We start from the raw sequence: 23,679 nt of genomic DNA, 5'->3' as shown, positions 1-23,679 counted from the left end.
CCTCACGCTCCGCCCACCGTGAAGCCGATCGCCGAGCCGCCGCCGTCTCTCCGCAGCGCGAACGGGGCTCCGCCGTGGGCCAGGGCCACCTCGCGGACGATCGACAGGCCCAGGCCCGAGCCGGGGAGGGAGCGGGCGTCGGCGGCCCGGTAGAAGCGGTCGAAGATGCGGATCAGGTCCGCCTCGGTGATTCCGGGGCCCCGGTCCAGGACCTCCACCCGGACGGTGCCCGGGCGGGCGGGGCCGGTCACCGTGATCTCGATCGGGGAGCGGCCCGCGCGGTCGAACTTCGCCGCGTTCTCCACGAGGTTCGACACCGCGCGTGTCAGCATGCCCGGCCGGCCGTCCGTCGTCGTGTCCCCGCTCACCCGGACCACCACCTCACGCCCGGTGCGGCGCCGCGCGAGCCCCGCCACGTCCTCCACGATGTCGGCGAGGTCCACCCGCTGCGGCGGCTCGTTGTCGGACTGACCGGCCGCGAGATCCACCAACTCATTGACCAGATCGGTCAGTTCACGGGCCTCCTGACCGAGGTCGGCGACCAGTTCGGCGCGGGTCTCGGGCGGCAGTTCGTCGATCCGCCGCAGCAGCGAGATGTTGGTACGCAGGGAGGTCAGCGGCGTCCGCAGCTCATGCCCCGCGTCCTGGACCAGACGACGCTGGTCCTCCTCCGACTGCGCCAGCCGGCCCAGCATGCGGTCGAAGGCCCGCCCGAGGCGGCCCACCTCGTCGTACCCCGTCACCGGCACCTGGATACCGAGGCGGCGGGTGCGGGCGACGTCCTCCGCGGCCGAGGTGAGGATCACCAGGCGGCGCGTGATGCGCCGGGCCAGCCACCAGCCGAACAGTCCGGCGCCGACCACCACGGCCGCCATCAGGATCAGGGTGCGTTGCTGGAGCGCCCGCAGCAGGTCCTCGGTGTCGCTGAACTCCTGCGCGACCTGCACCGCGCCCCGGCCGCCGCCGAGGGAGACGGTCGCGACCCGGTAGACGTCACTGCCGACGTCGACGTCCTTGTGCTCGGCCAGCCGCCCCGCCTTCGTGGCCGCCGCGACGAGACGGTCCGCGGCGATGACGGGCAGCCCCGGGCTGCCGGGATCGACGACGGAGCCGTCCGCCCCCAGCACCTGCACATCGGTACGGGCCGGGCGGACCAGGTCGTGTCCGGGCGCCGACGAGGAGAAGTCCTCCGGCGTCATCCTGTGCTCCCGCACCTCGTCCCGCAGGTCCTGCACGACCTCGTCGAACACGGACTGCTGGTCCACCCGGACCAGACGGGCGGCGGCCCCGTACGACAGGATCCCGACGAGAACGGTGACGGCGGCCGTGACCGCCGCGAAGGACACCGCGAAGGTGGTCGCGAGCGAGACCAGCCCGGGCCGACGTCTGCGCAGCAGCCGCGCGAGGCGGCCCACTCAGTCCGCCCGCAGCACGTAACCCACGCCCCGCACCGTGTGGATCAGCTGCGGGGCACCCGGCTCGTCGAGCTTGCGGCGCAGATAGCCGACGTAGACGGCGAGGTTCTTGGAGCCCGGCCCGAAGTCGTACCCCCAGATCCGGTCGTAGATCGTGGAGTGGTCGAGGACGATCCCGCTGTTGCGCACCAGCAGTTCCAGCAGCTCGAACTCGGTACGGGTCAGCTCCAGCTCCCGCCCGTCCCGCCAGGCCCGCCGCGCCTGCGGGTCCATCCTCAGCCCGGCCGCCTCCAGGTACCGCTCGGGCACCGGCTGCTTGGGCGCCTCGACGGGGGCGACCCCGCCCGCCCCGCCGGTGCGGCGCAGCAGGGCGCGCAGCCGGGCGAAGACCTCCTCGACGTCGAAGGGCTTGAGGACGTAGTCGTCGGCGCCCGCGTCCAGGCCGGCGATCCGGTCCTGGGTCTCCACGAGCGCCGTCAGCATCAGGATCGGCGTCCGGTCGCCCTCGGCGCGCAGCACCCGGCAGACCTGGAGCCCGTCGATGCCCGGCATCATCACATCCAGCACGAGCACGTCGGGCGGGGTGCGGTGGGCCTGCGCCAGCGCCTCGACACCGTCGGCGACCGCGGTGACCCGGTAGCCCTCCAGGGTCAGGGCTCGCTCCAGGGCGTGACGGATGGCGCGGTCGTCTTCGGCGAGCAGCACGGTCTGAGGCACGTCCCCATACTGCCAAGACCGTCGCCGGTTCAGCCGGGTGAGCGGGCCGACGATCAGCCTTATTACCCGGCTCTCACCGTCACAGAGGCAACCGGAGGGCGTATGTCTACGCTCTTCTCACCACCGGGTGGCCGGGTGGCCGGGTGGCCGGGTGGCCGAGTGGCCGCGTGACCGAGTGGCCCAGTGACCGGGTGCCCGCGTGACCGCGTGACCGCGTGGCCAGGTGCCCGGGCGACCGAGTGGCCAGGTGACCGCGTGACCGAGTGGCCAGGTGCCCGGGCGACCGAGTGACCAGGTGACCGCGTGACCGAGTGACCGGGTGACCGGGTGACCGAGCCACCAGGAGGCCTAGCCACCGAGTGACCGGGTGAGCAGGTGACCGAGTGACCAGGCCACCCAGCCACCAAGCGGCCCAGCCACCGGGCCACCGAGTGGCCGAACCACCGAGCGACCCAGCCACCGAGGCACCGAGGCACCGAGGCACCCAACCCTCAGGCCCCCGCCGCCCCCGTCGGCGACAGCGCCGCCAGCTGCTCGGCGAACGGGACCACCTCGAAGCGGTCCCTGGCCTTGGCCTTGGCCGAAGTCGCCGACGCCCCCGACGTGGCCGGCCTGGCCTCCGGACGACCCTCCGGCAGCAGCGCCGCCAGCTCCCCCGCCGCCCGCTCGATCCGCCCGTCCAGCCCCTCCGCGCCCCAGTCCTCCGAGGCGGCGTACACCCCGGTCGGCACGACGACGGCCCGCAGATAGGAGAAGAGCGGCCGCAGCGCGTGGTCCAGCACCAGGGAGTGCCGCGCGCTGCCGCCGGTCGCCGCGATCAGCACCGGCTTCCCGGCCAGCGCGTCCTTGTCGAGGACGTCGAAGAACGACTTGAAGAGTCCGCTGTACGACGCCGAGAACACCGGAGTGACGACGATCAGCGCGTCCGCCCCCGCCACGGCGTCCTGCGCGGCGGCGAGATCGCGCCCGGGGAACCCGCTGGTGAGGTGGTGGGCGATCGCCACGGCGAGGTCGCGGACCTCGACGACCTGCACCTCGGCCGGAGCGAGCCGTTCCACCGCGGCCGCCAGCCGGTCGGCCAGCAGTCGCGTGGAGGACGGCACGCTCAGTCCCGCAGAGACGACGACGAGCTTCATACGACGGTCTCCTTCTTCCCTTCGGCCTTCACTTCGGCCTTCACTTCGGCGAGCAGCGACGCGTGGGTCGGCGCCTCGGGGACATCTTTCGCGCGGCCCTTCGCGAACTCCTCGCGCAGCACTGGAACGACCTCCTCGCCCAGCATGTCGATCTGCTCCAGGACGGTCTTCAGGGGCAGCCCGGCGTGGTCCACCAGGAACAGCTGGCGCTGGTAGTCGCCGGCGTACTCGCGGAAGCTGAGCGTCTTCTCGATGACCTGCTCCGGGGAGCCCACGGTCAGCGGGGTCTGGTCGGTGAAGTCCTCCAGGGACGGCCCGTGTCCGTAGACCGGCGCGACGTCGAAGTAGGGCCGGAACTCGCGGATCGCGTCCTGGGAGTTCTTCCGCATGAAGATCTGCCCGCCGAGTCCCACGATCGCCTGCTCGGGCGTGCCGTGGCCGTAGTGCGCGTACCGGCTCCGGTACAGCTCGACCATCCGCTTGGTGTGGTCGGCCGGCCAGAAGATGTTGTTGTGGAAGAAGCCGTCGCCGTAGTACGCGGCCTGCTCGGCGATCTCGGGCGAGCGGATGGAGCCGTGCCAGACGAAGGGCGGTACGCCGTCCAGGGGGCGGGGTGTGGAGGTGAAGCCCTGGAGCGGGGTGCGGAACTTCCCCTCCCAGTTCACGACGTCCTCGCGCCACAGGCGGCGCAGCAGGGCGTAGTTCTCGATGGCGAGGCCGATGCCGTCGCGGATGTCCTTGCCGAACCACGGATAGACGGGGCCGGTGTTGCCGCGGCCCATCATCAGGTCCACCCGGCCGTCGGCCAGGTGCTGGAGCATCGCGAAGTCCTCGGCGATCTTCACCGGGTCGTTCGTGGTGATGAGGGTGGTGGAGGTCGAGAGGATGAGCCTCTCGGTCTGCGCGGCGACGTAACCGAGCATCGTGGTCGGCGACGAGGGCACGAACGGCGGGTTGTGGTGCTCGCCGGTCGCGAAGACGTCGAGCCCGACCTCCTCGGCCTTCAGCGCGATGGCGACCATGGCCTTGATGCGCTCACGTTCGGTCGGCGTCCGGCCGGTGGTGGGGTCCGGCGTGACATCGCCGACGCTGAAGATCCCGAACTGCATGGTCGCTCACCCTCCAGGTTGTTGACCGTTCAACTATACCGCTGAACGAGCACCCCCGCCCCGTTATTCCACTTGACCCGCCCACCCTCCCAGCCTCATATTCATCTGCGTGACACAGATATTGCATGACACAGATGAAGAGGTCGGAGAACCGCCCCTTCCCGCCCGCACCCGCTGGGCGATCCTGGCCGTGATCCTCGCCGCGGACGTCCTCGACCTCCTCGACGCCACGATCACCACCATCGCCGCCCCGACGATCACCGCGGACCTCGGCGGCGGCCCCGGCCTCGTCCAGTGGCTCGGCGCCTCCTACGCACTCGCCCTCGGCGTACTGCTCGTCCCCGGCGGACGGCTCGGCGACAGATACGGCCGCCGCCGGCTCTTCCTGCTCGGGCTCGCCGGGTTCGTGGTGGCCTCACTGGCCTGCGGGCTCGCTCCCGACCCGACGACACTGGTCGTCGCCCGGCTCGCCCAGGGCGCCTTCGGGGCCCTCGTCATCCCGCAGGGCTTCGGCATCCTCGGCGCCACCTGGCCCCGCGACCAGATCGGCAAGGCGTTCAGCCTGTTCGGGCCCGCGATGGGACTGTCCGCGGTCGGCGGCCCGATCCTCGCCGGGTTCCTCGTCGACGCCGACGTCCTGGGCCTCGGCTGGCGCCCCATGTTCCTGATCAACCTGCTGCTCGGCGGCGCCGCCCTGCTCGCCGCCGCCCGCCTGCTGCCGCGCGACCCGGGCGACCGGACCGTCTCCGTCGACGTCCGCGGGGCCGTGCTGCTCACCGGCGCACTGCTCGGCCTGCTGGGCGGGCTGATCGACGGCTCGGCGAATGGCTGGACCAGTCGGCCACTGATCCTCCTGGCCATCGGCCTCGCCCTTTTCGCCGCCTTCGGCCACCGCCAGCGCACCGCCCCCCACCCGCTCATCGAACCGACCCTGCTCCACAACCGCGGCTTCGCGGCGGGCCTGGCCCTCGGCATCGTCGCCTTCGCCGCGACCGCCGGCCTCCTCTACGTCCTCTCCCTCTTCCTCCAACAGGGCCTCGGCCGCTCCCCCACCGGCACCGCGCTCGCCCTGATCCCCCTGACCATCGGCATCGTGATCGCCTCGATCGCCTGCCACGGCCTGATCCACACCCACGGCCGCCGCCTCGTCCACGCCGGTCTGCTGACCCTGATCGCTGGCTGCGCCTACCTGACCCTGCTGATCCACAACTCCGGCACCCACACCGGCACTTGGCCCCTCGTCCCACCCCTGCTGATCCTCGGCATCGGCATGGGCACCTGCTTCGGCACGGTCTACGACATCACGATCGGCGACATCACCCCGGCGGAGGCGGGCAGCGCGAGCGGCTCGCTCAACGCCGTTCAGCAACTGGCCAACGCGATCGGAGCGGCAGCGGTGACCACGGTCTACTTCCGAACGGCCGGCAACACGACGCACGCCACCACGGTCAGCCTCATCACGGTCACAGCAGCGCTCACCCTGTGCCTGCCACTGGTAGGCCTGCTGCCACGCAAGGCGCAGGAGAGCGAGCACCACTGATCCCTGGAGGAAAGGCCGGCGCAGCCGCCTTTCCTCCAGGGGCGCGGGGAACCGCGCGACAAGCCACACACACCCCGCACCCGCCCCACAACAGCCCCCACCACCCCACTAGGCGCCCGGCACCAACACCAACCGCCCCCGCACCCCACCCTCGGCGAGCCGCGCATGCGCCTTCACCGCCTCCTCCAACGGAAACGTCTCCGCCACCCGCAACGTCAGCACCCCCTCCTCGACCAACCCGACCAGCTCACCGAGCCGCGCCCCATCCGCACTCACCTCGACGGCAGTCGTCCGCACCCCCCGCACCGACGCCGGCTGAGCCTGCGGAATGACCCCGACGTACACGCCCCCGTCCCGCACCCACTCCAGCGCCGCCTCCCCGAGCACCGCCGCATCCAGCACGCCGTCGAAGGCCCCCGCCTCCACCGCGCCGGACGTGAAGTGAGCGGCCCCCAGGGACCGTACGAGCTCCTCGTCCCCCTCCCGCGCGAGCCCGGTCACCGAAATCCCTCGCCGGGAGGCGAGCTGGATGACGAACCCCCCGACCGCACCCGCCGCACCGGTCACCAGCAGGGACTGCCCCTCCGTCAACTCCGCGAGATCCAGGGCCTGTACGGCGGTCAGGGCGTTCAGCGGCAGCGTCGCCGCGTGCACGGCGTCGACCGTCCTCGGCGCCCGCGCCACCGCGTCCGTGTCCAGGACGACGTACTCGGCGTGCGCGCCCAGCGGCGCGACCATGCCGTAGTCGAGGCCGACCACCTGATCCCCCACGTTCCACGCGGTCGCGACCCCGACGGCGTCCACCGTCCCGGCGACATCCCACCCGAGCCCGATCTGCTTGCCCGCGCCCCCGAAGACGCCCTGCCGCACCCCCGCGTCCACCGGGTTCAGCGTGGCCGCCGCCACCTTGATCCGTATCTGTCGCGCGGCGGGCTCAGGCACCTCGGTCTCCACGACCTCCACGGCCTCGGGCCCACCGAACGCGTTCACCACAACAGCACGCATGCCAAGTCTCCTGGTTTTATTGGCGTTTGCGGGGATTCCCCACTTGCGTGAGGCCCCCTTCCCTGCCAACAACCCTAGGAAGAGTTACTATCTATCAGTAAGTAGTTACCTGGAAGTGCGTAAGCATCCCGGAGGTGAGCCATGCCGACCCTGACCGCGGCCCAGCGGCGCGAGCAGGCCCGTGTCGAGTACGACGCGTTCATCCGCGGCTGCCCCACCAACCAGCTCCTGGACCGCCTCAGCGACAAGTGGGTCAGCCTCGTCGTCTCGGCCCTCTCCACCGGTCCGATGCGCTACAGCGACCTCACCCGCAAGATCGCGGGCGTCAGCCCCAAGATGCTCACGCAGACCCTGCGCTCACTGGAACGCGACGGCATCCTCGACCGCACGGTCACCCCGTCCGTCCCGGTCCGCGTCGACTACGAACTCACCCCGCTCGGCCACAGCCTGGCCGTACTCCTGACCGCGGTGAAGGACTGGGCGGAGAACCACATCGACGAGGTCCACCAGGCCCGCGAGCGCTACGACACCACGGACTGAACGAACTGACGGACCGCCGGACCGGCCGACCGACCGGGCGACTAGACGTCCCCGGAGCGCAGCCGCTGGACCTGCTCGGCGCTGAACCGCGTCGTACGCCTCATGTGCTCGATGATCAGCGCGAGTTGTCCGTCACCGAGGTCGTCGAAGAGGGCGTTGTACCCGCCCCCCAGCCGGTCCCACACCCGCGTCAGCTCCGCGAGCTTCTCCGGCACGGTGGCCACCAGCACCCGCCGCCGGTCCGCCACGTCCCGCTCCCGTACCGCGTACCCGGCCCGCTCCAGCCGGTCCACCAGCCGTGTGGCCGACCCGGTGGTCAGCCCCGTCAGCTCGGCGACCCGCCCGGTGGTCACGGGCCCCCCTTCCAGGGCGAGCAGATTCAGGCACTGCAGGTCGGTCGGGTGCAGCCCCAGATGATCGGCGAAGGCCTGGTTGAAGAGAGCGTAAGAGGCCATGTACCGCCGAGACACGGTCCCCAACTCCTCGAGCAACCGCTCCCGCGCCGCCCCACCCTCCACCTGCACCATGCAGAGATCGTACGACGCGGCCGAGGCGAGGGGAGCTGGGAAGGAAGGGAGGCCACTCCCTCCCTCCAGCCGCCCACCTGCCCGTCCGCCCACCCACCGGCCCGCCCGCCCGCCCGCGGTCAGAAGTAGTACGTGTCGCCCGTGTCGAGGACCAGCACCCGCTGGCGGTCGTTCAGGTGGTTCCGGTCCACCACACCACCGCTCCACACCGTGTCGAACTCCAGCAGAACCTCGGACGGCTCGCCCCTCAGCCGCAGCCGCAGGCCGATCTGGTTGCCCAGCCCGTCCGCGTCCAGCGCGCCGACCCGGCACAGCACCACCCTCACGCCCGACCGTGCGCACCCGTCCGGCAACAGCTGCCGGTTCGCCAACGGTTCCGACCAGCGCAGCCGCACCGTCGCGTCGGGCACCGCCGACGGCCCGTGGTTCCGCGGTGTGAACCGCACCTCCACCTGGCCCGCGGCCATGGAGACGGCACCGTGATAGGCCAGATCGGCCTCCGGCTCACCCGGAAAGGCCCCCGTCCCCGCGAAAGCCCCCGGCGCCACCCCACAAACCGTCAGCACGGCCGCGACGCACACAGCAACAACCCGCATACCGGCACTCCTCACTCCAGCGTGGCCATACCGTCGGATGTATCCCACGCGGAGCGGGCGACAGGCGCCCTCCAACAGGTGACTGGACCCGTATGGCCAGGTGACGTGGACCCATATGGCAGGCTGCGCGGCATGCTCGTCCTGCGTTCGGCCGCCCTCTTCGTCGTCGCCGCCCTCTTCGAGATCGGCGGTGCCTGGCTGGTCTGGCAGGGCGTACGGGAGAACCGCGGCTGGCTGTGGATGACCGGCGGCGTGCTGGCCCTCGGCGCCTACGGTTTCGTCGCCACCTTCCAGCCCGACGCCCACTTCGGCCGCATCCTCGCCGCGTACGGCGGGATCTTCGTCGCCGGTTCGATCCTGTGGGGCGCCGTCGCGGACGGCTACCGCCCCGACCGCTGGGACGTCACGGGCGCGCTGGTCTGCCTCGCGGGCATGGCGGTGATCATGTGGGCGCCGCGGGGGAACTGAGCGGCGGGAGCCTCACCCGGCGTCTTCGGGCAGCAGCCCCAGCTGCCCGAGAAACTCCATCTGGTCGAAGTAGAGCCGGTAACTGACGATCCGGCCGTCCCGCACGGTCGCGAAGTCCACCCCGCGAATCCGGATCTCCTTCTGCGTCGCGGGCAGGGACTCCCCGGAGGGCAACAGGATCGGGCCGGTGTTCCGCCCGCTGAAGACCCCTTCGTCGATGGCCGTGTCGTCGACCTCAAAGGCGTACAGCGTCTCGAACGTCGCGTCCGGCACCGCGTCCGTCATCTGCCGCCAGTACTCGACGATGTTGTCCCGACCATGGATCTCGCCCTCGTCCGGGGTGTACGCGACCGCGTCCTCCGCGTACAGCTCCCCGATCGCCTTGATGTCCGGGTGCGTGGTCAGCGCCTCGGTGAGCCGGTCCATGACCTCTCGCGCTTCACCCATGATCCACCTCCACTACCAGAGGACCACCCACCTCGATTTTCCCACGCGCAGACCAAACCCGTCTGTTGGCCGCAACCACTCCCGGCCCGTCACCGGACCGCTGGCTGAGACCGGAAACGCCTCCCCGCCGCGCCCGCCTATCCTGGCGAGAGCCATTCGTACGCACGCCCGAGGAGCAGCCCATGGCCACCGCCGCCCCGTCCGCCGCCTCCCGCATCGCCGTCGTCACCGGTGCGAGCAGCGGAATCGGCGCCGCCACGGCCCGACAGCTCGCCGCCGCGGGCTACCGCGTCGTCCTGACCGCCCGCCGCAAGGACCGCATCGAGGCGCTGGAGGCGGAGATCAACGCGTCCGGCGGCCAGGCGACGGCGTACCAGCTGGACGTCACCGACCGCGCCGCGGTCGACGAGTTCGCGTCCGCCTTCCGGACGATCGGCGTCCTGGTCAACAACGCCGGCGGCGCGCTCGGCGCCGACCCGGTCGCGACCGGCGACCCGGCCGACTGGCGTTCGATGTACGAGACGAACGTCCTCGGCACCCTGAACGTCACCCAGGCCCTCCTCCCCAAGCTGGTCGCGAGCGGCGACGGCACGGTGGTCGTCGTCTCCTCCACTGCGGGCCACGGCACCTACGAGGGCGGCGCCGGTTACGTCGCCGCCAAGCACGGCGCCCACGTCCTCGCCGAGACCCTCCGTCTGGAGATCGTCGGCCAGCCGGTCCGCGTCATCGAGATCGCGCCCGGCATGGTGAAGACGGACGAGTTCGCCGTGACCCGCTTCGGCGGCGACAAGGAGAAGGCGGAGAAGGTCTACGAGGGTGTCGCCGAGCCCCTGACGGCCGACGACGTCGCGGAGACGATCACCTGGGCCGTCACCCGCCCCCACCACGTCAACGTCGACCTCCTGGTCCTGCGCCCCCGCGCACAGGCGTCGAACACGAAGGTCCACAGGGAGCTGTAGATGCCCGACGACCTCGCTGACCCCGGCGGCCCCGGCGGCCCCGACGACGAGTCGGACCGCCGGCATCTCGCACTGGAGAAGAAGCGCGAACGGTTCGTCTGGTACTACCTCGCGTACTTCCTCTTCGGCATCCACATCGTGGCCTTCGTGATGATCTACGCGGTGACACACGCGAAGTAAATGCCAGGTCAGGACGGGCAGCGACCGCATATGGTCACTGCCCGTGGACAGACACGTACGCTTCGACGCCCTGCACAACTTCCGCGATCTCGGCGGCTACCGGGCCGCCGACGGCCGCAGGATCCGCCCGCGAAGGCTCTACCGCGCCGACTCCCTGGGCAAGTTGACCCGTGACACCCCGGACTGGTCCCGCTTCCTCTCCCTGGGCATCCGCACGGTGATCGATCTGCGCTACGACTGGGAGATCGAGGCCAGGGGCCGCGTCCCGCGAGACGATTCCTTCACCTACCACCACCTCAGCATCGAGCACCGGCCCTACAACCAGGCGGCGTTGGGCCCCGACATCGACCCCGGCCCCTACCTCGCCGAACGCTTCATGGAAGTCGCCGAGGACGGCACGAAGGAAATCCGCCAGGCCCTGGAACTGGTAGCGGAATCAGCGCAGTCCGACACTCCCCTGGCCTTCCACTGCGCATCCGGCAAGGACCGCACGGGCGAACTGGCAGCCCTGGTCCTCTCCTTGCTCGGCGTCGACGAGCGGACGATCACCGAGGACTTCAGCCTCACGGAACTGGCCACCCCGTCCCTCCTGGCGGACTGGCGGGCGAGGAACGAGGGCAGATCCCCGACCTGGCCGGGCTTCGCCCGCGCCCCGGAGTCGGTGATGCGCCTGTTCCTGCAAGCCCTCAACGCACGCTACGGCTCGGTGGAGGGCTACGTCACGAACGCCCTGGGCCTGGACGCCGAAGCCCTCACCTCAAAGCTCCGCGACAACCTCCTGGAACCGGCCCCGACGACCTGGCCTCCCCTCACCTACCGAAGGGCGACCCCGGCGGACGCGAAGACCCTGGTCCACCTACGCGACTCCCTCTCCCTGTGGATGCTGGCCCGAGGAATCGACCAGTGGAAGCCCCAGGAAAAGACCGAGGCCCACTTCATCACCCGCATGCAAGAGGGCGAAGTCTGGCTGGCCTGCACAGGCGACACCCTGGCCGGCGCCTACGAACTCTGGTGGTCCGACGAGGCGGCATGGGGCCCCCGCCCCTCCGACGCCGGCTACATCCACCGCCTGATGACAACCCCCCACACGGCCCCACCCCACACCGGCCGCCAACTCCTGACCCACGCGGAATCCCGCATCACACAGTCGGCCCGCCCCTACGCCCGCCTGGACTGCCTGTCGACCAACCCCCGCCTCCGCACGTACTACGAATCCGCGGGCTACACAGTCGTCGGCGAACAGCCCTCAAAAGACGGCGGGTCGGGCAGCCCGTACGCGGTGACCCTGCTGGAGAAGCCGCTCCGGTGACACGGCGAAGGGCCCGAGCCACAACGGCTCGGGCCCTTGCGTCAGCCCTTCACACAGACGACCTGCTTCAGCTTCGCCACGACCTCCACCAGGTCCCGCTGCTGGTCGATGACCTGGTCGATCGACTTGTACGCACCCGGAATCTCGTCCACGACGCCGGAGTCCTTGCGGCACTCCACACCCCGCGTCTGCTCCTCCAGGTCCTTCGTCGAGAAGCGCCGCTTGGCGGCGTTGCGGCTCATACGGCGACCGGCGCCGTGCGAGGCCGAGTTGAAGGCCTTCTCGTTGCCGAGACCCTTCACGATGTACGACCCCGTGCCCATGGAGCCCGGGATGATGCCGTACTCGCCGGAACCGGCCCGGATCGCGCCCTTGCGGGTCACGAGCAGGTCCATCCCGTCGTACCGCTCTTCCGAGACGTAGTTGTGGTGCGCGCTGATCTCCGGCTCGAAGGCCGGCTTCGCCTTCTTGAACTCCTTGCGGATCACGTCCTTGAGGAGCGCCATCATGATCGTGCGGTTGTACTTCGCGTACTCCTGCGCCCAGAACAGATCGTTGCGGTACGCCGCCATCTGCGGGGTCTGCGCGATGAAGACGGCGAGGTCACGGTCGATCAGTCCCTGGTTGTGCGGGAGCTTCTGAGCAATGCCGATGTGGTGCTCGGCGAGTTCCTTGCCGATGTTCCGGGAGCCGGAGTGGAGCATGAGCCACACCGAACCGGACGTATCTACGCAAACTTCACAGAAGTGATTCCCGGATCCGAGCGTCCCCATCTGCAAACCGGCCCGCCCCCGCCGAAACTTCACCGCTTCAGCAACCCCGTCGAACCGCCCCCAGAACTCGTCCCACCCCGCGGTGGCGAGCCCATGGAACCGCCCGGGCTCAACGGCGGAGTCATGCATCCCCCGCCCCACCGGAATAGCCTGCTCGATCTTCGACCGCAGCCGGGAAAGGTCCCCCGGCAGATCATTGGCGGTCAGAGACGTCTTGACGGCCGACATTCCGCACCCGATGTCCACCCCCACCGCCGCAGGGCAGACAGCCCCCTGCATCGCGATGACCGACCCGACCGTCGCCCCCTTCCCGTAATGCACGTCCGGCATCACGGCCAGGCCCTTGATCCACGGCAGGGTCGCGACGTTGCGCAGCTGCTGGAGCGCCACGTCCTCGACCGACGCCGGGTCGGCCCACATGCGGATCGGTACCTTCGCGCCCGGCATCTCCACGTACGACATATCGTCCTCATTCCCCCGGAAATTGTATAAAAGTCTCAGATCGCAAAACCGGCGCCAAGATCAACGAATAGGACAACGGACCGGCGTCCACGGCTGTGCGTGCGATACACATGGTGCCCAGGGGTCACCCCTGCCCGGCAAGCGAATAAGCAGCGGGAACACGCACACAGCGAGAGGAGCCGACCGTGCAGCGGAAGGCCTACGTACCCGGCGCCGCGGCGCTCCTCGTGGCATTGCTGGCCGGCTGCACCGGCGGCTCGGACGACGGCGGCACCACGGACGACGCCAACCCCGGCGACGCCGGCACCGCGTCGGCCGTCGCCGAACCCGGCCGCTACCGCACCCTCCCGGAGCCCTGCGCCGCGGCCGGCGAGAGCACGCTCGACGCACTCCTGCCCGGCATCCCGCAGATCACGGACGAGAAGCAGCGCGAGAAGGCGTACGAGGGACAGCCGACGGTCACGTTCGACACGGACCGCAAGGTCGGCTGCCGTTGGAAGGTGGAGTCGACCGACGCGACGGACCGTCTGCTCGTCGATCTGGAGCGGGTGGTGTCGTACGACAACGCCGTGAGCGACGAGAGTCAGGCGGAGGCGCTGTTCGCGAAGCGGCAGGAGGCCGCCGACCTCCCGGAGCCCACGAACTCCGAGTCGAGCACGTCCGACGTGAGTTCCGACGTGAGTTCCGGCGTGAGCAGCGAGAGCGCCACCCCGAGCCCGTCCTCTTCCTCCACTTCTTCCTCGTCGTCCTCCTCTTCTTCCAGCACTTCTCCGAGCGCCACTCCGAGCGATCTTCAGCCCCGACTGCTCGACGATCTCGGTGACGAGGCGTTCCTGGACGACGCGCTCAGCAGCTCGGGTTCGACGGCTCGGCAGCGCACGGTGACTGTGGCGTTCCGCACGTCCAACGTGATCGTGACGATCGTGTACGAGGAGCAGCCGGCGACGGTCGGCGTGGTGCCGGACAGTGAGGAAATGCAGGACAGGGCACGGGAACTGGCCTCTCGACTGGCGGACGCGCTGGCGGGTTGAGGGCCGTTCGGGCACCTCGGCAAAGCGGGTGAACCAGAGCCGCACAGCTGCCTCACCGCGTACCGTGGCCCCTCGGACCCGAGCCGACCGCAGGAGCACGAGCAGCGTCATGAGTGAAGGAACCATGCAGCGAGCAGCACAGCGAGACCAGGGTGGCGTGGGGGTCCCTCCCGCGCCTTTCGGGCAGCGGGGGAGAGTGGGGCGCCTGAGCCGGGTACTTCTCGGCGCGGCGGCAGTCCCGGTGATGCTGGTGGCGGCCGGCTGTTCCTCGGACTCCGGCTCGGACGACGCCGGTGGCAAGGAGTCCGGTGCCGGCGCCGGCGCCTCCGCGTCCGTGAGCGCGTCGCCGACGGTGCAGGCGGCGACGTATGCCTCGCTTCCCGATCCGTGCGACACCCTGTCCAAGGGCACGTTGGGTGATCTCGTACCGAAGGCGCCGAAGTCCGGCAAGCAGGGTAAGTCGGATGATGTGGCGACGCGGGGCAGTTGCTCCTGGTCGAGCCTCGACAACAACGGCGTCAAGGGCTCCCAGTTCCGCTGGCTGAACGTCTCGTTGCTCCGTTTCGACTCGGACGTCACGCGTGGCGAGGGCGACAAGCTGGCGCAGGAGTACTTCGACAAGCAGGTCCAGGAAGCCCAGTCGGTGGACGGCGCGAAGAACGCGAAGACGGCGCCGGTCACGGGTACCGGCGAGGCGGCGACGCTGGTGACGTACGACCTGAAGAAAAAGGAAGGCTCCTTCAAGCAGCAGACGCTGGTCACGCGCGTCGAGAACGTCGTGGTCACCGTCGACTACAACGGGGCGGGTCTGGCGGGCGAGAAGACGCCGAGTGCGGACAGCCTCGCCAAGCTGGTGAAGAAGGCGGCCAAGGAGGCGGTGGCCGCGGTGACGAAGGCGAACGCGGGCGGCGGCACGGGTACGGGGGGCGCGGCGAGTCCGTCTCCGTCCGAGTCGGCGTCGAAGTCGGCCTCCAAGTCCCCCTCGACGTCTACGTCGAAGTCCGCATCTCCGTCCAAGTCGGCTGCGAAGAAGAGCTGAACAAGGGCTGACGGCCGCTACCGGCCACCCGTGCGCCGCACACATGTGCCACTCTGTTGCGCGCAACAACACGCAAGGGGAGGGGATTACGGGTGGCCGCACCAGTGCAGTTGACCCGGACGCACCGCGTTCTCATCGGCGTCGTCGTGTTCGGCGCCGTGATCATCGCCGGTATCGGCTTCGCGGGGTCGTACGCGGCCGTCCGTGAACTCGCCATCCAAAAGGGCTTCGGGAACTTCAGTTACGTCTTCCCGATCGGCATCGACGCGGGCATCTGCGTCCTGTTGGCCCTGGATCTCCTCCTGACGTGGATCCGCATCCCGTTCCCGCTGCTGCGTCAGACGGCGTGGCTCCTGACGGCGGCGACGATCGCGTTCAACGGTGCGGCCGCGTGGCCGGATCCGCTCGGCGTCGGTATGCACGCGGTGATCCCGATCCTGTTCGTGGTCTCGGTGGAGGCCGCGCGGCACGCGATCGGCCGGATCGCGGACATCACGGCCGACAAGCACATGGAGGGTGTCCGCCTCACGCGCTGGCTCCTCTCCCCGCTGCCCACGTTCCTGCTGTGGCGGCGCATGAAGCTCTGGGAGCTGCGCTCCTACGAGCAGGTGATCAAGCTGGAGCAGGAGCGCCTGGTCTATCAGGCGCGGCTGAGGTCCCGCTTCGGCCGTGCCTGGCGGCGGAAGGCTCCGGTGGAGTCCCTGATGCCGTTGAGGCTCGCGCGGTACGGGGTCCCGCTGGCGGAGACGGCTCCGGCGGGCCTGGCGGCGGCGGGTATCGAGCCCGCGCTGCTCCCCCCGGCGCCGGTACCGGTGCCCGCACCGCAGGTCGAGGCGCCGGTGCAGCAGCGGGCCGTGGAGGCCGCGCCCGTCCCGCAGCAGGCGGTGGCTCCCGCCGGGGAGCAGTACGAGCAGGTGCCGGAGGAGAGCCCCTGGTTCGCTCCGCCCCAGCAGATCGAGTACCAGGGCGACTACGACCCGGCGTACGACCCGGACCAGTACGCCCAGTGGTACGCGGAGCAGCAGCAGGCCGAGCAGTACCAGCAGCAGCAGCGGCCGGTCCACGAGGAGCCTTCCTCGGAGGAGACCGGCAGCTTCCCCATCCCGGTGGGCCCCAGCCGCACGCGGGAACTCGGTGAGGGCGGCGGCAGTCCGGAGCCGGACGAGGAGTCGTACTACCAGGTCTTCAAGAAGTCGATAAGCGGCAGCGGCTATCCGACCCCGCGTGAGTTCAGCGAGAACGTCGAGGCAGAGTTCAGCCTCATGCTTCCGCCGGACGAGTCCAAGCGCATGGTCAACCGCTTCACGAACCGCTACAACGCGGAGCTGGAAGAGGACCACATCGCGTAACCACGATCGCGTACGACGAGGGGGGCGCCCGGTGAACCACCGGGCGCCCCCCTCGTCGTAGAACCGGCCTTTACGCCCCGAGCAGGGTCCGCACCCGCTCCTGACCCACGGCCAGCAGCAGCGTGGGCAGTCGGGGACCGGTGTCACGGCCCACCAGCAGGTGGTAGAGCAGCGCGAAGAACGTCCGCTGTGCGGTCTTGATCTCCGCCGGCAGCTCCTTGGGCGTCGCGTCCGCGGAGAACCCGGCCTGCACCTTGGGCACGCCGTAGACGAGGTGGGTCAGCCCGTCGAGCGACCAGTGCTCGGCGAGCCCGTCGAGCAGCAGGCGCAGGGACTGCGCGGAGGCCTCGTCGAGGGACTTCAGGAGCTCGACGTCCGGCTCGTCCCGCACGATGGTCCGCTGGTCGGCGGGGACGTGCGTGTTGATCCAGGCCTCGGCCTTGTCGTACCGCGGCCGGGCCTCGTCGAGGGAGCCGAGCGGGTTCGCGGGGTCGAGCTCGGACAGGATCCGCAGCGCCTGGTCCGCGTGCCCGGCGGTGATGTCCGCGACGGACGCGAGGGTCCGGTACGGCAGCGGCCGGGCCGTGCGGGGCAGCTCGCCGTCGGCCGTGCGCACCGCACGCGCGTGTGCGGCGATGTCGGCGGGCAGGGCGGAGCCGTCCGCGACCTTGGCGTCCAGCTTGTCCCACTCGTCGTAGAGCCGCTGGATCTCCTGGTCGAAGGCGATCTTGAAGGACTGGTTGGGGCGGCGCCGGGCGTAGAGCCAGCGCAGCAGCTGCGGCTCCATGATCTGGAGCGCGTCACCGGGCGTGGGCACGCCGCCCTTGGACGACGACATCTTCGCCATCCCGGAGATCCCCACGAAGGCGTACATGGGCCCGATGGGCTGCTTCCCGCCGAAGATCCCGACGATCTGCCCGCCGACCTGGAAGGAGGAACCCGGAGACGAGTGGTCGACACCGCTCGGCTCGAAGACGACGCCCTCGTACGCCCACCGCATCGGCCAGTCGACCTTCCAGACCAGCTTGCCGCGGTTGAACTCGTTCAGTCGCACGGTCTCGGAGAAGCCGCAGACGTCGCAGGTGTACGTCAGCTCGGTGCTGTCGTCGTCGTACGCCGTGACGGTCGTCAGGTCCTTCTCGCAGTTGCCGCAGTACGGCTTGTACGGGAAGTATCCGGCGCTGCCGGAGGAGCCGTCGTCCTCGTCCGCCGCTCCCGACCCCTCCGCGGCCTCCAGCTCGGCCTCGTCGAGGGGCTTCTGCTGCTTCTTCGGCGGCGCCTTCTTGGTCCGGTACTGGTCGAGGATGGCGTCGATGTCACCGCGGTGCTTCATGGCGTGCAGGATCTGCTCGCGGTACACCCCGGAGGTGTACTGCGCGGTCTGGCTGATCCCGTCGAACTCGACGCCGAGCTCGCCGAGCGCCTCGACCATGGCGGCCTTGAAGTGCTCGGCCCAGTTCGGGTACGCCGATCCCTTCGGCGCGGGCACGGAGGTCAGCGGCTTGCCGATGTGCTCGGCCCAGGACTCGTCGACGCCCACGATGCCGGCCGGCACCTTGCGGTAACGGTCGTAGTCGTCCCAGGAGATGAGGTGCCGGACCTGGAGTCCCCGGCGCCGGATCTCGTCGGCGACCAGGTGCGGGGTCATGACCTCGCGCAGGTTCCCGAGGTGGATCGGCCCCGAGGGGGACAGTCCGGACGCGACGACGACCGGTTTGCCCGGGGCCCGACGCTCCGACTCCTCGATGACCTCATCCGCGAAACGGGAGACCCAGTCGGTGGTCTCGGTGCTCTGAGCCACGGGGCACGTCCTTCTTTCTCTCCTGAAGCAGCCGGTACGGTCTACGGCTGGCGGTCACCATTCTCCCAGCTAGTTCGGCAAGCGCGAAAACGCCTTTTCACGCACGCGCCCCATGGCGACGCGGCCGCCTTTCTGGGGGCGCGGGGAACTGCGCGACCAGCCCCCACCGGGCCCGCACCCGGCCACGAGACCGAAAAACCCCTTTGCGGCCCCGTGGGATACTGGCGGGGACTGTCAACCCGGCCCCCGACCAGAACGGCACCCATACCCATGGCCCCGGTCACGTCCATCACCGCGAACGTCAACGCACGCCTCGCCGACGCCCTCACTTCCGCTCTCCCGGAAACCGACGGAGTCGACCCGCTGCTGCGACGAAGCGACCGGGCCGACTACCAGGCCAACGGGATCCTCGCCCTCGCCAAGAAGGCGAAGGCGAACCCGCGGGAACTGGCCGTCCAGGTCGTCGAGAAGATCACCAAGGGCGACCTCCTGGCGGACGTCGAGGTCTCGGGCCCCGGCTTCCTGAACATCACGGTCACCGACAAGGCGATCATCGAGACCCTCGCCGCCCGCGCCGCCGACGGCGACCGGCTCGGCGTGCCCCTCAAGGACAACCCCGGCATCACCGTCGTCGACTACGCCCAGCCCAACGTCGCCAAGGAAATGCACGTCGGCCACCTCCGCTCCGCGGTCATCGGCGACGCCCTCCGCGGCATGCTCGACTTCACCGGCGAGCAGACGATCGGCCGGCATCACATCGGCGACTGGGGCACCCAGTTCGGCATGCTCATCCAGTACCTGGTCGAGAACCCGGGCGAGCTGGCCCCGCCGGAGGACGTCGACGGCGAGCAGGCCATGTCGAACCTGAACCGGGTCTACAAGGCGTCGCGCGCGGTCTTCGACACGGACGAGGAGTTCAAGGAGCGCGCCCGCAAGCGGGTCGTGTCCCTCCAGTCCGGCGACAAGGAGACCCTCGAACTGTGGCAGCAGTTCGTCGACGAGTCGAAGGTCTACTTCTACTCCGTCTTCGAGAAGCTGGACATGGAGATCCGCGACGAGGAGATCGTCGGCGAGTCCGCGTACAACGAGGGCATGCCCGAGACCGCCCGCCTCCTGGAGGAGATGGGCGTCGCGGAACGCTCCGACGGCGCACTCGTGGTCTTCTTCGACGAGATCCGCGGCAAGGACGACAAGCCGGTGCCGCTGATCGTGCAGAAGGCGGACGGCGGCTTCGGCTACGCGGCCTCCGACCTGACCGCGATCCGCAACCGTGTCGTCGACCTGGACGCGACGACGCTGCTGTACGTCGTGGACGTACGCCAGTCGCTGCACTTCAGGATGGTCTTCGAGACGGCCCGCCGCGCCGGCTGGCTCGGCGACGACGTCACCGCGCACAACATGGGCTACGGCACGGTGCTGGGCGCGGACGGCAAGCCGTTCAAGACGCGTGAGGGCGAGACGGTGAAGCTGGAGGACCTCCTCGACGAGGCCGTCGAGCGGGCCACGGCCGTCGTGCGCGAGAAGGCCGAGAAGGTGGGCCTGACCGAGGAGGAGATCGTCGAGAACGGCCGGTACGTCGGGATCGGCGCCGTGAAGTACGCGGACCTGTCGACCTCACCGAGCCGTGACTACAAGTTCGACCTGGACCAGATGGTCTCGCTGAACGGCGACACCTCGGTCTACCTCCAGTACGCGTACGCCCGTATCAAGTCGATCCTGCGCAAGGCCGACGACAAGCGGCCGACCGCCCACCCGGAGCTCGAACTCGCCCCGGCGGAGCGGGCGTTGGGCCTGCACCTGGACGCGTTCGGCGACCTGCTCGCGGAGGCGACGGCGGAGTACGCACCGCACAAGCTGACCGCGTACCTGTACCAGCTGGCGTCGCTCTTCACGACGTTCTACGACCAGTGCCCGGTCATCAAGCCGGAGCCGCCGAAGGACATCGCGGAGAACCGGCTGTTCCTCTGCGACCTGACCGCCCGCACCCTCCACCAGGGCATGGCCCTGCTGGGCATCAGGACGCCCGAGAAGCTCTGAGCGCAACCGCGCACAGCCAGAGGCCAGTTGCTCAGACAGGCTCGCGGGCCCCGGCAGGGTGGACGAACTCGCACCACACCACCTTGCCGGGGTCCCGCTGTCCCACCCCCCACTTGTCGGCGAGCGCGGCGACGAGCAGCAGCCCACGCCCACCCTCGTCGGCCTCCTCCGCGACACACGGCTCGCCACCCCCGCTGTCATGCACCTCCACCCGCAGTACGGCCCCGTCGTACCGCACCCGCAGCAGGAAGCCCCGCCCCGGCGGCGCCCCGTGCACGAGCGCGTTGGTCGCCAATTCGCTCACACACAGCGACACATCATCGGCCCGCTCCCACGCCGAGATCCCCCAGTGGACGAGGGACCATCGCGCGAACCGCCTGGCGGCGCCCACGGAACGGCGGTCGCGCCGATAGAACTGGTCGCGCTGGAAGGCGAGTTGGCTTTGCTCATTCACGGTACGAATGTCGCGCAGAGTCACCGGCGTGGATCAGCGAGTGAACCCGTACGAAATTTTTGTACGGGCTCTCACCCGGTGACGTACGTGGGACCTGGGGGATTGAGACCAGCATGAGCGCGAAGAAGCCACCGCGGCCGAAGAACCTGACCTCGATGAAGATGCTGGGCAAGCAACTGGCCGCGGCCCGCCGCGCCGCGGGCCACACCCAGAGCGCCCTGGCCGCGCTGGTCAAGGTCGACGAGGAGACGATCGCCTCGATCGAGCAGGGCAGAAGGTCCCTGAAGCCGGACCTGGCCGCCCTGTTGGACGAGATCCTCCAGACCAAGGGGATGCTGTCGGTCGGGGTGGCGAACCTGCCGGAGATCGACCAGTTCCCGATGTGGGCGGAGCTGTACATGGAGCATGAGCGGGAGGCGATCGCGCTGTCCTGGTACGACAACGCGGTGCTCCCCGGTCTGCTCCAGACCCGCGCGTACGCGGAAGCCGTCCTTCGGGAGCGCGTCCCGGCGTACGACGAGGACGAGATCGAGACCAAGGTGGCGGGCCGTGTGGAACGCCAGGAGATCCTGCACCGCAAGAACCCCCCGACGCTGAGCTTCGTCGTCTGGGAGCCTGCGCTGCACTTGATGATCGGCGGGCCGGAGGTGCGACGGGATCAGCTTCGCCATCTGCGCGAGGTCGCTGAACTGCCCTGTGTATCCCTACAGTTCCTGCCTCTGAGCAGCCCCTGCCACGCGGGAATGGACGGCCCGTTCACCCTCCTCGAAACCCCGGACCACCAACACCTCGCCTACACCGAATCGCAGCGCGGAAGCCAGTGGGTTTCCGACGCGGATGAGGTGTCCAGGCTGGCGCGCAAGTATGCGATGCTGCGAGCACAGGCCCTGACGCCACAGGACTCATCGGGCCTGCTCGACCGCCTGCTAGGAGAGCAATGAGCACCGAAGCGCTTCAGTGGTTCAAGTCGACCTACAGCGGCAGCGAAGGTGGCCAGTGCGTCGAGATCGCCATCTGCCCCCACACCATCCACATCCGCGACTCCAAGACCCCCACCGGCCCGACCCTCCAGGTCACGGCAACCGCCTGGTCGGCATTCATCGCGACGACCGCCTAGACCCGAACTCCCGCCCCAGGCCTGCTCGTTCCCTTCGGACGCCGTCCGAGCACATACACGCGGGAGTACGGCGAGGTCTCCTCGGACCTGTTCCGCAGCGCCTCGATGTCCGTGCCGGGCGGCCAGCGGGTGCCCGCGTCGGACCACTGGATGCCGTTGAGTCCGGGGTCGTTCGGGTTCACGCCGGTGAGGTCCGCGTCGGTGAAGTCGTCCAGCGTGCCGTCGAGCAGCGCGGCGACGAGACCGTCCGCCGTCGGGAGGCGGAGCCGGTGGCCGGCTTCGAGGGCGAGGCTCCTGGCGAGCGGGCGGGCGACGAGGTCGATGGTACGGACGCGGTCGGGGTCCCGGGCGCGGGCGGCGGAGTCGAGGATGTCGGTGAGGGCGTGGGCGCTGTCGCCGGGGTGGCGGGCCGCCCGGAGGTCGTGTTCGAAGGTGCGGGCGAAGACCGCGGCGAGGTTGAGGGCGGCGGGGAGAGTCAGGGCGGGCGGCTCCGCCAGCGCGAACCTGCGGGCGCGGGCGTAGTCCCGGGCGAGGTCCGCGAAGCGCTGCACGTACGGGGCGGGGAAGTCCTCGGCGGTTCCCAGTCGCTTCTTCTCCTGGACGAGGTCGTCGAGCAGTTCCAGTGCGCGGGCCAGGAGTTCGCCGCTGACGCAGGCGGCGATCGCGGGGTCCTTGCGCGCGGCCAGCCGCTGTTCCACCGGGAGGGCGCGCAGGGCCTCGGCGACATCGGCCTCCGACATCCAGGCGCGGTTCGCGGGGTCCGTCGTAGCGGAGTCCGTCGCGTCCTCGGCATGGAGGATGCCGGCCAGTCCGCCCTCGACGTCCAGCACCAGCCCCAGACCACGGACCACGTCCTCGTGCCGGCCGGCCTGCTCGCGCGCCTCACGCAGCCCGGCGTCGGGGTCCAGGAACCGGGAGAGGCCGAGGCCGAACTCCTCGTGCTCACGGGCGAGCCACTCGTCGGCTGTCAGTGCGCCTCCCCGAGGGGCGAGGTGCTGGGCGACGGCCTTGCGCGCCTTGAACAGGTTCGACCGCACCGCCGCGCCCTCGATTTCGATCAGCTTGGCGATCTCGGCCGGTTTCCACCCGTCCAGCATGAGGGCCAGCACCTGCCGTTGGCGTGCGGGCAGGTCCCGTAAGACCCGGACGATCTCCTGGTCCTGTAACCAGGACTCGGTCGCCTCGGGGCGGCGCAGCAGGGTCGTGGACTCGGGTACTTCCTCGACGGGTTCCTCCACGCGTGTGGCGTGGCGGACGAACTCCCGGTAGGCGACCGTGTAGGCCCAGCTCTTGTGCGACCTGATCTCGTGCCATGACCGGTGGGCCTTGACCATCGTGTCCTGCGCGAACTCCCCGGCCCGGTCCACCGGAGCGCCCTGGTGGACGAGATAGGCGGTCAGCCTGGGCACATGGGTGCCGTAGAAGCGGCTGAACGCCGCTTCGTCCTCGGGAGACAGGCCGTACGACGGTTGGGGGACCCCTTCTGCCGGAGCGCCCTTCTCGGGAGCGCCCTCCGCGGGGCCGCCGACCGGCAGCGGCTCCCTGGAGTCGTCCTCGCCCGGGCCAGGCTCCGTCACGCGGTCTCCCTCCCGTCCGCGGCGCGCCGTCGACGCGCCGCCCGTTCGCGCCCCCCGACGCTCGGCCCACCGTAACCTCAACTCCTCGGAG

The 23,679-nt window shown here is 70.0% G+C and carries 24 protein-coding genes; 12 read left to right on the top strand and 12 right to left on the bottom strand.

From position 1 onward, the window contains the following. Positions 1-2 precede the first annotated feature (2 nt). The 4 genes from ACIOHP_RS47570 to ACIOHP_RS47555 form a co-directional block, all read right to left on the bottom strand. Positions 3-1,415 carry an ATP-binding protein gene (locus ACIOHP_RS47570; RefSeq protein ID WP_401897750.1) on the bottom strand — a complete coding sequence of 471 codons (1,413 nt, stop codon included), beginning with the start codon at positions 1,413-1,415 and terminating at the stop codon, positions 3-5. Continuing rightward, a complete protein-coding gene (locus ACIOHP_RS47565) occupies positions 1,416-2,132 on the bottom strand; it encodes a response regulator transcription factor (protein ID WP_361493752.1) in 717 nt (238 codons plus the stop codon). It lies immediately after the preceding gene. Between the two features lie 491 nt (positions 2,133-2,623). Beyond that, positions 2,624-3,268 carry a CE1759 family FMN reductase gene (locus tag ACIOHP_RS47560; RefSeq protein WP_401897748.1) on the bottom strand — a complete coding sequence of 215 codons (645 nt, stop codon included), beginning with the start codon at positions 3,266-3,268 and terminating at the stop codon, positions 2,624-2,626. After that, positions 3,265-4,377 carry an LLM class flavin-dependent oxidoreductase gene (locus ACIOHP_RS47555; RefSeq protein ID WP_401897747.1) on the bottom strand — a complete coding sequence of 371 codons (1,113 nt, stop codon included), beginning with the start codon at positions 4,375-4,377 and terminating at the stop codon, positions 3,265-3,267. The genes ACIOHP_RS47560 and ACIOHP_RS47555 overlap by 4 nt, the downstream gene beginning before the upstream one ends. Before the next feature lie 109 nt (positions 4,378-4,486). On the opposite strand from ACIOHP_RS47555, the gene ACIOHP_RS47550 reads away from it, so the two are divergent. After that, the gene (locus tag ACIOHP_RS47550) at positions 4,487-5,917 is read left to right on the top strand and encodes an MFS transporter (RefSeq protein ID WP_401897745.1); all 1,431 of its coding nucleotides are present in this window, start codon (positions 4,487-4,489) and stop codon (positions 5,915-5,917) included. 108 nt (positions 5,918-6,025) lie between these two features. Here the strand turns inward: ACIOHP_RS47550 and ACIOHP_RS47545 are convergent, their stop codons facing one another. Beyond that, positions 6,026-6,922: an NADP-dependent oxidoreductase gene (locus ACIOHP_RS47545; protein WP_401897743.1), complete on the bottom strand. Its 897-nt coding sequence runs from the start codon at positions 6,920-6,922 to the stop codon at positions 6,026-6,028. A gap of 141 nt (positions 6,923-7,063) precedes the next feature. On the opposite strand from ACIOHP_RS47545, the gene ACIOHP_RS47540 reads away from it, so the two are divergent. Continuing rightward, positions 7,064-7,462 carry a helix-turn-helix domain-containing protein gene (locus ACIOHP_RS47540; RefSeq protein WP_361547153.1) on the top strand — a complete coding sequence of 133 codons (399 nt, stop codon included), beginning with the start codon at positions 7,064-7,066 and terminating at the stop codon, positions 7,460-7,462. A 41-nt stretch (positions 7,463-7,503) separates the two neighbouring features. Here the strand turns inward: ACIOHP_RS47540 and ACIOHP_RS47535 are convergent, their stop codons facing one another. Together ACIOHP_RS47535 and ACIOHP_RS47530 are read right to left on the bottom strand one after the other, a co-directional pair. After that, a complete protein-coding gene (locus ACIOHP_RS47535; RefSeq protein ID WP_401897740.1) occupies positions 7,504-7,989 on the bottom strand; it encodes a MarR family winged helix-turn-helix transcriptional regulator in 486 nt (161 codons plus the stop codon). 119 nt (positions 7,990-8,108) lie between these two features. Continuing rightward, complete coding sequence (locus ACIOHP_RS47530) at positions 8,109-8,585, bottom strand: hypothetical protein (protein WP_401897739.1); 477 nt, start codon at positions 8,583-8,585, stop codon at positions 8,109-8,111. A 132-nt stretch (positions 8,586-8,717) separates the two neighbouring features. Between ACIOHP_RS47530 and ACIOHP_RS47525 the strand changes: the two genes are divergently transcribed. Beyond that, positions 8,718-9,053, top strand: coding sequence for a YnfA family protein (locus ACIOHP_RS47525; protein WP_401897736.1), 336 nt, complete (start codon positions 8,718-8,720; stop codon positions 9,051-9,053). A gap of 12 nt (positions 9,054-9,065) precedes the next feature. On the opposite strand, the gene ACIOHP_RS47520 is transcribed toward ACIOHP_RS47525, so the two are convergent. Continuing rightward, positions 9,066-9,500, bottom strand: a complete 435-nt coding sequence (locus ACIOHP_RS47520; RefSeq protein WP_361547162.1) for a nuclear transport factor 2 family protein — start codon at positions 9,498-9,500, stop codon at positions 9,066-9,068. 182 nt (positions 9,501-9,682) lie between these two features. Between ACIOHP_RS47520 and ACIOHP_RS47515 the strand changes: the two genes are divergently transcribed. Genes ACIOHP_RS47515 through ACIOHP_RS47505 form a run of 3 tightly spaced genes read left to right on the top strand, consistent with a single transcriptional unit; the run spans position 9,683 to position 11,948 of the window. Further along, complete coding sequence (locus tag ACIOHP_RS47515; protein ID WP_266823697.1) at positions 9,683-10,459, top strand: SDR family NAD(P)-dependent oxidoreductase; 777 nt, start codon at positions 9,683-9,685, stop codon at positions 10,457-10,459. Next, positions 10,460-10,639 (top strand): hypothetical protein, encoded by a 180-nt coding sequence (locus ACIOHP_RS47510; protein ID WP_401897733.1) that lies wholly within the window; start codon positions 10,460-10,462, stop codon positions 10,637-10,639. 43 nt (positions 10,640-10,682) lie between these two features. Further along, positions 10,683-11,948: a tyrosine-protein phosphatase gene (locus ACIOHP_RS47505; RefSeq protein ID WP_401897731.1), complete on the top strand. Its 1,266-nt coding sequence runs from the start codon at positions 10,683-10,685 to the stop codon at positions 11,946-11,948. A gap of 41 nt (positions 11,949-11,989) precedes the next feature. Here ACIOHP_RS47505 and ACIOHP_RS47500 read toward each other — a convergent pair whose 3' ends face one another. Further along, positions 11,990-13,183: an RtcB family protein gene (locus ACIOHP_RS47500; RefSeq protein WP_401897730.1), complete on the bottom strand. Its 1,194-nt coding sequence runs from the start codon at positions 13,181-13,183 to the stop codon at positions 11,990-11,992. 185 nt (positions 13,184-13,368) lie between these two features. Here ACIOHP_RS47500 and ACIOHP_RS47495 point away from each other — a divergent pair, with 185 nt between their 5' ends. The 3 genes from ACIOHP_RS47495 to ACIOHP_RS47485 all read left to right on the top strand — a co-directional run bounded on the left by ACIOHP_RS47495 (position 13,369) and on the right by ACIOHP_RS47485 (position 16,602). Next, positions 13,369-14,214 carry a DUF3558 domain-containing protein gene (locus tag ACIOHP_RS47495; protein ID WP_401897727.1) on the top strand — a complete coding sequence of 282 codons (846 nt, stop codon included), beginning with the start codon at positions 13,369-13,371 and terminating at the stop codon, positions 14,212-14,214. A gap of 109 nt (positions 14,215-14,323) precedes the next feature. After that, positions 14,324-15,253 carry a DUF3558 family protein gene (locus tag ACIOHP_RS47490; RefSeq protein WP_401897725.1) on the top strand — a complete coding sequence of 310 codons (930 nt, stop codon included), beginning with the start codon at positions 14,324-14,326 and terminating at the stop codon, positions 15,251-15,253. Between the two features lie 92 nt (positions 15,254-15,345). Further along, complete coding sequence (locus ACIOHP_RS47485) at positions 15,346-16,602, top strand: DUF2637 domain-containing protein (RefSeq protein WP_361547177.1); 1,257 nt, start codon at positions 15,346-15,348, stop codon at positions 16,600-16,602. 70 nt (positions 16,603-16,672) lie between these two features. Here the strand turns inward: ACIOHP_RS47485 and lysS are convergent, their stop codons facing one another. Next, entirely contained in the window at positions 16,673-18,403 is a 1,731-nt protein-coding gene (gene lysS, locus ACIOHP_RS47480; protein WP_401897722.1) for a lysine--tRNA ligase, read from the bottom strand. 270 nt (positions 18,404-18,673) lie between these two features. Here lysS and argS point away from each other — a divergent pair, with 270 nt between their 5' ends. Next, positions 18,674-20,440, top strand: a complete 1,767-nt coding sequence (argS, locus tag ACIOHP_RS47475) for an arginine--tRNA ligase (RefSeq protein ID WP_361547183.1) — start codon at positions 18,674-18,676, stop codon at positions 20,438-20,440. Positions 20,441-20,471: 31 nt separating this feature from the next. Here the strand turns inward: argS and ACIOHP_RS47470 are convergent, their stop codons facing one another. Further along, positions 20,472-20,894, bottom strand: coding sequence for an ATP-binding protein (locus tag ACIOHP_RS47470; RefSeq protein WP_361547186.1), 423 nt, complete (start codon positions 20,892-20,894; stop codon positions 20,472-20,474). A gap of 113 nt (positions 20,895-21,007) precedes the next feature. On the opposite strand from ACIOHP_RS47470, the gene ACIOHP_RS47465 reads away from it, so the two are divergent. Both ACIOHP_RS47465 and ACIOHP_RS47460 read left to right on the top strand, forming a co-directional pair. Then, positions 21,008-21,835 (top strand): Scr1 family TA system antitoxin-like transcriptional regulator, encoded by an 828-nt coding sequence (locus tag ACIOHP_RS47465; RefSeq protein ID WP_401897720.1) that lies wholly within the window; start codon positions 21,008-21,010, stop codon positions 21,833-21,835. Further along, positions 21,832-22,011, top strand: coding sequence for a DUF397 domain-containing protein (locus ACIOHP_RS47460; RefSeq protein WP_401897718.1), 180 nt, complete (start codon positions 21,832-21,834; stop codon positions 22,009-22,011). The genes ACIOHP_RS47465 and ACIOHP_RS47460 overlap by 4 nt, the downstream gene beginning before the upstream one ends. Here the strand turns inward: ACIOHP_RS47460 and ACIOHP_RS47455 are convergent. Beyond that, positions 22,008-23,588 carry an RNA polymerase sigma factor gene (locus ACIOHP_RS47455; protein WP_401897717.1) on the bottom strand — a complete coding sequence of 527 codons (1,581 nt, stop codon included), beginning with the start codon at positions 23,586-23,588 and terminating at the stop codon, positions 22,008-22,010. The genes ACIOHP_RS47460 and ACIOHP_RS47455 overlap by 4 nt on opposite strands. Positions 23,589-23,679 lie beyond the last annotated feature (91 nt).

Origin of the sequence: Streptomyces sp. NPDC087859, from assembly GCF_044742595.1 — a bacterium.
GTDB lineage: Bacteria > Actinomycetota > Actinomycetes > Streptomycetales > Streptomycetaceae > Streptomyces > Streptomyces canus_F.
Note: the sequence above shows the minus strand (reverse complement) of the source record. Positions and strands in the feature narration are given on the sequence as shown.